This window comes from Anaeromyxobacter terrae (genome assembly GCF_022690685.1).
Classification (GTDB): Bacteria; Myxococcota; Myxococcia; order Myxococcales; family Anaeromyxobacteraceae; genus Anaeromyxobacter; species Anaeromyxobacter terrae.
Genome location: NZ_JALCYY010000060.1, coordinates 17,896 through 23,606, shown reverse-complemented (window position 1 = coordinate 23,606; position 5,711 = coordinate 17,896). Strand labels below are relative to the sequence as shown.

5 protein-coding genes are annotated in these 5,711 nt (G+C 75.9%); 2 read left to right on the top strand and 3 right to left on the bottom strand.

The window, feature by feature from the left end; translation table 11 throughout:
- The first annotated feature begins 148 nt into the window (after positions 1–148).
- A complete protein-coding gene (gene glgA / locus MNY62_RS20720) occupies positions 149–1,576 on the top strand; it encodes a glycogen synthase GlgA (protein ID WP_242346259.1) in 1,428 nt (475 codons plus the stop codon).
- Positions 1,577–1,629: 53 nt separating this feature from the next.
- Complete coding sequence (locus MNY62_RS20715; protein WP_242346258.1) at positions 1,630–1,917, top strand: hypothetical protein; 288 nt, start codon at positions 1,630–1,632, stop codon at positions 1,915–1,917.
- Between the two features lie 14 nt (positions 1,918–1,931).
- On the opposite strand, the gene MNY62_RS20710 is transcribed toward MNY62_RS20715, so the two are convergent.
- The 3 genes from MNY62_RS20710 to thiO all read right to left on the bottom strand — a co-directional run bounded on the left by MNY62_RS20710 (position 1,932) and on the right by thiO (position 5,467).
- Positions 1,932–3,182 carry a metallopeptidase family protein gene (locus MNY62_RS20710; RefSeq protein ID WP_242346257.1) on the bottom strand — a complete coding sequence of 417 codons (1,251 nt, stop codon included), beginning with the start codon at positions 3,180–3,182 and terminating at the stop codon, positions 1,932–1,934.
- A 184-nt stretch (positions 3,183–3,366) separates the two neighbouring features.
- Positions 3,367–4,290: an SIR2 family protein gene (locus MNY62_RS20705; RefSeq protein ID WP_242346256.1), complete on the bottom strand. Its 924-nt coding sequence runs from the start codon at positions 4,288–4,290 to the stop codon at positions 3,367–3,369.
- A 58-nt stretch (positions 4,291–4,348) separates the two neighbouring features.
- Positions 4,349–5,467 (bottom strand): glycine oxidase ThiO, encoded by a 1,119-nt coding sequence (thiO, locus tag MNY62_RS20700; protein WP_242346255.1) that lies wholly within the window; start codon positions 5,465–5,467, stop codon positions 4,349–4,351.
- Positions 5,468–5,711 lie beyond the last annotated feature (244 nt).

Genomic DNA, 5,711 nt, shown 5'->3' with positions numbered 1-5,711 from the left:
CCGCCGGGGCGCCACCGCGATAGCGGCGAAGCCGCCCGCGGTGGCGCACGGGACCCGGCGAGCCGGGGTGGGGCCCCGACGAGCTCCGCTCGGCGGGGCGGGGGCGCAGCCCCCGTGAGATCCTGAGCGGGCCAAGCTCGAGGGCACGATGGAGATCCTGTTCGTGGCGTCGGAGGTGGCGCCCTGGTCGAAGACCGGCGGCCTCGGAGACGTCGCCGCGGCCCTCCCCCGCGCGCTGGCCGCACGCGGGCACGCGGTCTCGGTGGTGACGCCGCGCTACGGCTCGATCGACCCGCACGCGCACGGGCTCCACCCACTCCACCGCGCCCTCGACGTGCGCGGCGAGCCGACCACGCTGTGGGTGAGCCGCGATCGCGCGCCGGTGTACTTCGTCGAGCACGAGCACTTCTTCGGCTCGCGGCGGGGGCTCTACGGCGAGGCGCACGACTACGCCGACAACGCCGAGCGCTTCGCCTACCTCGCGCGCGCGGCGCTCGCCCTGCCCGCCGCGCTCGGGCTCAGGCCGCACGTCGTCCACCTGAACGACTGGCAGGCCGGGCTCGTGCCGTTCCTGCTCCGCCACGAGCACGCGCGCGACGCCGCCCTCGCCGGCGCGCGCACCGTCTTCACCATCCACAACCTCGCCTACCAGGGCGTCTTCTCGAAGCACGTCGTGCCCGCGCTCGGGCTGCCGTGGGACGTCTTCCGCTACGAGGCGATGGAGTTCCACGATCAGCTCAACTTCATGAAGGCGGGGCTGGTGTTCGCCGACGCGCTCACCACCGTCTCGCCCACCTACGCGCGGGAGATCACGACGCCCGACGGCGGGGTGGGGCTCGACGCGCTGCTCCGCCACCGCGCGCGGGACCTCCACGGCATCCTGAACGGCATCGACGTCGCCGAGTGGGATCCCGCGACCGACCGCCACCTCCCGGCCCGCTACTCCGCCGCCGATCTCACCGGCAAGGCGAGCTGCAAGGCGGCGCTGCAGCGCGAGCTCGGGCTGCCGGAGCGCCCGGAGATCCCGCTCGTCGCGATGGTCGGGCGCCTCGCCGACCAGAAGGGCATCGACCTCCTCGTCGCCGCCCTCGCCGAGCTGCTCGGGCGCGAGCTGCAGCTCGCCCTGCTCGGCAGCGGGCGGCGCGAGTGGGAGGAGGTCTTCCAGCGCGCCGCGCGCGAGCGGCCCGAGCGGATGGCGGCGCGGATCGGCTTCGACGAGGGGCTCGCCCACCGGATGGAGGCGGGCGCCGACCTGTTCCTCATGCCGAGCCGGTTCGAGCCGTGCGGACTGAACCAGATGTACTCGCTGCGCTACGGGACGGTCCCCGTCGTCCGGGCGGTCGGGGGGCTCGACGACACGGTCGAGGACTACGACGGCCTCAACCGCGGCACCGGCTTCAAGTTCCGCGACTACCACCCGCAGGCGATGCTGCTTGCGGTTCGCCGCGCGCTCGAGACCTACCGGGACGCCCGCGCCTTCCGCGCGCTGCGGCTGCGGGGCATGGCGCAGGACTTCAGCTGGGATCGCAGCGCCCAGGCGTACGAGTCGCTCTACCGCTCGCTCGCCGGGCCGTGAGCACGCCGCCCTCCCGCCCTTCACCGCCCGCCACGCGGACCCTACCTTGAGGCATGGCCCGGCGATTCCGAGACGATGCCCCCGACGACCCCGAGGTCACCGCGCAGCCGAGCGAGCGGTTGGTGCGCGAGCTCGCCACCGAGGCGGACGAGAAGGTCGTGCCGCTCGAGAACGTGGGCGGGGCGGCGCCCACCGCGCTCGGCCTCGACTCGGGCGGCAACTTCCCCGGCCCCGAGGACGACCTCGCCAACCTCGCCGAGCCCGAGCCGCCGGAGGCGCCCGAGGTCGAGGCGATGCACGTGCACGAGGGCGCCGACGAGGAGGACGAGGAGGAGCGCTGACGGGAGGCGCGCGGCTACTCGAGGCCGCGCGCGCGCAGGTCGTCGTCGCTCTCGCCGTGCAGGTGCCCGAGCTCGTGCAGGAGCGTCACGCCCACCTGCTCGGTGAGCTCGCGCCGGTCGCGGGCGAAGCGCAGCAGGTTCTTCCGGTAGAAGACGATGGTGCGGCAGCGCGGCCCGTCCGCGGCGGTGCACGCCTCGTCCTCCGGCGGGCCGCGGAAGAGCCCCAGGATCGAGGGCGAGAGCGGCGGATTCACCGCGAGGAGATCCGCCGCGTCCGGGAGGTCCTGGATCTCGATCGGCACCGCCTGGAGCGCGCGGCGCTCGTCCGCGGAGAGCCCAGCGACGGCCGCCTCGACCTCGGCGCGGAACGCGGCCATGTCGACCGGCAGCTCCTCCTTGAAGTCCCCGGGCGCGAGCGACCGGGCGCGGCCGAGCAGGGACGAGGCGCGCCCGCCCTCCCCGCGCCGCTCCGCGAGCAGGCCGAGCTGGTGGAGCGTCCACGGATCGTCGGGCGCGAGCGACAGGGCGCGCTCGAACGCGCGCTGCGCGTCGTCGAAGCGGCACAGCTCGTAGAGCGCGACGCCGCGCTCGTACACCGCGTCGGCGTCGTCGGGGCGCGCGCGCACGGCGCGGTCGAGGTGCGAGAGGGCGAGGTGGCTGCGGCCGAGGTCGTTCTCGGCCATGCCCGCGACGAGCTCGAGGCGCCCGGCGAGGTCGCGGTCCTTGCGCAGCGACGCCGCGCGCGCGCCGCGGACGGCGTACTCGAGGCCGGCCTCGATCGCCTCGGGCTTCCCGCCGAGGCGGCGCACGTGGAGCTCGGCCGCGCCGAGCAAGGCGCCGGGATGGTCCGGATCGATCGCGAGCGCGCGCGCGAACGCGAGGCGCGCCTCGTCGACGCGGTTCGCCGCGGCGAGCGCCTCTCCGCGCGCGGTGAGGGCGCCCACGTTGCGCGGCGCGAGCTCGAGCGCCTCGTCGGCGCAGGCGAGCGCCCGCTCCTTCGCGTCCCGATCGAGCGCGGCGGCCGACTCCTCGACCAGGACGCCCGGCGAGGCGCTCGGCTCGGTCGGCAGGCACGGCGCGCGCGGCGCGACGGGCTCGGGAGCGACGAGGGCCGCGTCGTGCGGCCGCACCGGTGGGACGGGCGCGCTGCTCGAGCGCGCCGAGGGTGCGGGGATCGGAGACGCCGCCGGCTCGATGGGCGGCGAGGCGCGGGTGCATGCCGTGAGGAGGGCGAGGCAGACCGCGCGGCGAAGCGGCCGGTACATTGGCGGCAGCTTGCCACGGTTCCTCTGGAGGCGCCATCCGGGGGGTCACCAGCCGAGCGCGAGACCGTGCCCGCGCCCGATCACATGCCCGGCAGGGGTGGTGGGGCAGGGTCGGGGGAGGGGGGAGCGGACGCCGGCAGAGGGCAGCGCCGCCCGGCTTCCGTTGCCGATGGACGCCGGTCGGTCACCCCGCCGCCGGCGTCCCGAGCTCCTTCTCGCAGCGCGAGGCGAGCTCCTCCAGGAACGCGAGGAGCTCCGGAGGGTGGACCGGATCCGCGGCGTTCAGGTCCACCCGGCCGATCCGGTCCATGGCCGCCGTCGCGCGCTCGAGGTCGGTCGAGGCGCCGAGCTCGAGGAACCAGCCCACCGGCGGCACGCGCAGGTCGCGGAGCTTCGTCCAGAGCCAGCGCAGGTTGGGGTCGTTGAAGCCGTAGCCGACGAGCAGGATCTCCCGCCCCATGACGTCGGACGAGAAGCGCAGGTCGATGGGGTTCGCGGCGAGATCGGAGCGGCGGAGGAAGTCGGACTCGGAGACGACGAGCGAGCCGGGCCGCTCCAGCGTGCCGTGCAGCTTGTAGATGGGGAAGCGCGGCACGAAGCGCCGGCCCACCTGCACGAAGCGCCAGCGGTGGAGGTCCTCCGCCTCGGCGACGACCTGGCAGGGCTGGCCGGCCCACTCGAACGTCCGCTCGAGCAGGTCGTCGAAGTTCGTCGTGTAGACGGCCGGCACGAAGGGCGCGAGCCGGACGACGAGCCGCTGCAGCGGCAGGTCCGCGGGATCGATCCGGGAGGTGTCGAACAGCGCCCGGAGCTTCGCCACGAGCCGCTCGTCGCCGCGCAGGAAACGGTACGCCTCCGGGATGCGGAGGAGCGCCTCCACCGGGATGGGCGCGTCGGGCGCAGGCGGGCTGAAGCGCAGGGGCGCGTCGGGCACCTGCTCGCGCAGGGCGGGGACGAGATCCTCGGCGAGCGCGCAGACGGTCTGGCGCCAGGAGGGGAGGCCCGCCCAGCGCGAGGCGCCCGCGCCGACGAGCAGCACGAGCTGCCCCCGCGCGAGCCGGGCGAACAGGCGGTCCTTCACCTCGCGGACGTCGGTGGGCGCGTCCATCCGAGGCGAAGGTACTCACGCTCCGCGGGCCCGGACCTCGTCCGGCGCCGTCGCGCGGTCACCTCGGGCCGAGGATCCCGGCGAGCCGCGCGGCGGAGAAGGGGGAGAGGTCCACCGGCGGAGCGCCGCCCGTGACGGCCGCCGCGATGGCGTCCGCGGTGATCGGCGCGAGGAGGATGCCGTTGCGCGTGTGGCCGGTCGCGTAGAAGAGCCCGGGGATCGTCCCCTCGCCGAGGATCGGCTCGCCGTCCGGGCTCGCCGGCCGGAAGTTGGACCAGGTCTCGACGACCGGCGCCTGGGCGAGGGAGGGGGCGATCTCGATCGCGACGTCGAGGACGTGGCGGAGGCCGCCCGCGGTGACGGCCTTCTCCCAGCCGACGTCCTCCATGGTCGAGCCGCAGAGGATGCGCCCGTCGGGCCGGGGCACCACGTAGCCGTGGCCGGAGAAGACCACGCGCGAGAGGAGCGGAGGCCGCGTGTCGACCACGGCGATCTGGCCGCGCACCGGCCTGACGGCGCCGGCGGGCAGGCCGTGCCCCTCGACGAGCAGGCTCCAGCTGCCCGCCGCGAGCACCACCGCGTCCGCGTCGATCCGGCCGGTGGCGTGCTCGACCCCGGCCGCCCGCCCGCCCTCGGTCCGGATGCGGCGCACCTCGCCGGTGAGGAAGGTCGCCCCGGCGCGCGCGGCCGCGACGTAAACCGCGCGTGCGAGCAGCCGCGGGTCGAGCGAGGCCTCGTCGGAGAAGAAGAGCGCACCGCGCGCCTCGCGGGAGAGACCCGGCTCGAGCGCACGGACCGCCGCCTCGTCGAGCACCTGCACCGGCAGGCCGGCCCGCTCGAGCTTCTCGGCGCGGCCGGCGAGGAGGCGCGCGTGGTCGTCGTCGAACGCGACCTCGAGCGTGCCGAGCGAGCGGAGGGACACGGCGATGCCGGAGCGGGCCTCGACCTCGCGCACGAACCCCGGGTAGCGCGCGAGCGAGGCGCGGCAGAGGGCGTAGAAGGGCCCGGGCTCGATCGCCTCCACGCCCGGCGACAGGATCCCGCCCGCCGCGCTCGACGCCTCGGCGCCCGGGATCGAGCGCTCCAGCACCACCACCTTGCGGCCCGCCAGCGCGAGCCGAAGGGCGACCGAGGCGCCCTGGATGCCGGCGCCCACCACCACCACGTCCGTACGCATGGCGGGGAACACTACGCCCTCGCGCCGGCCGCGGGGAAGCGCACCGAGCGCGGGTTGCGTCCGTCAGCAGGGAGAGGCCCCGTCGCGAAGCGACGGGGAGGGACGCAGTCCCTCCCGGCGGGGAACCTTCGCGCTCCCGCGAACGCGGGCGCGAAGGTTCACGGGCCCCGCCGAGCAGGGGTGGGCCCCCGACGACCGCGGCCAGCCCGCGTGGGGGCGGGGGGGCCGCCCCCCGGAGATTGGG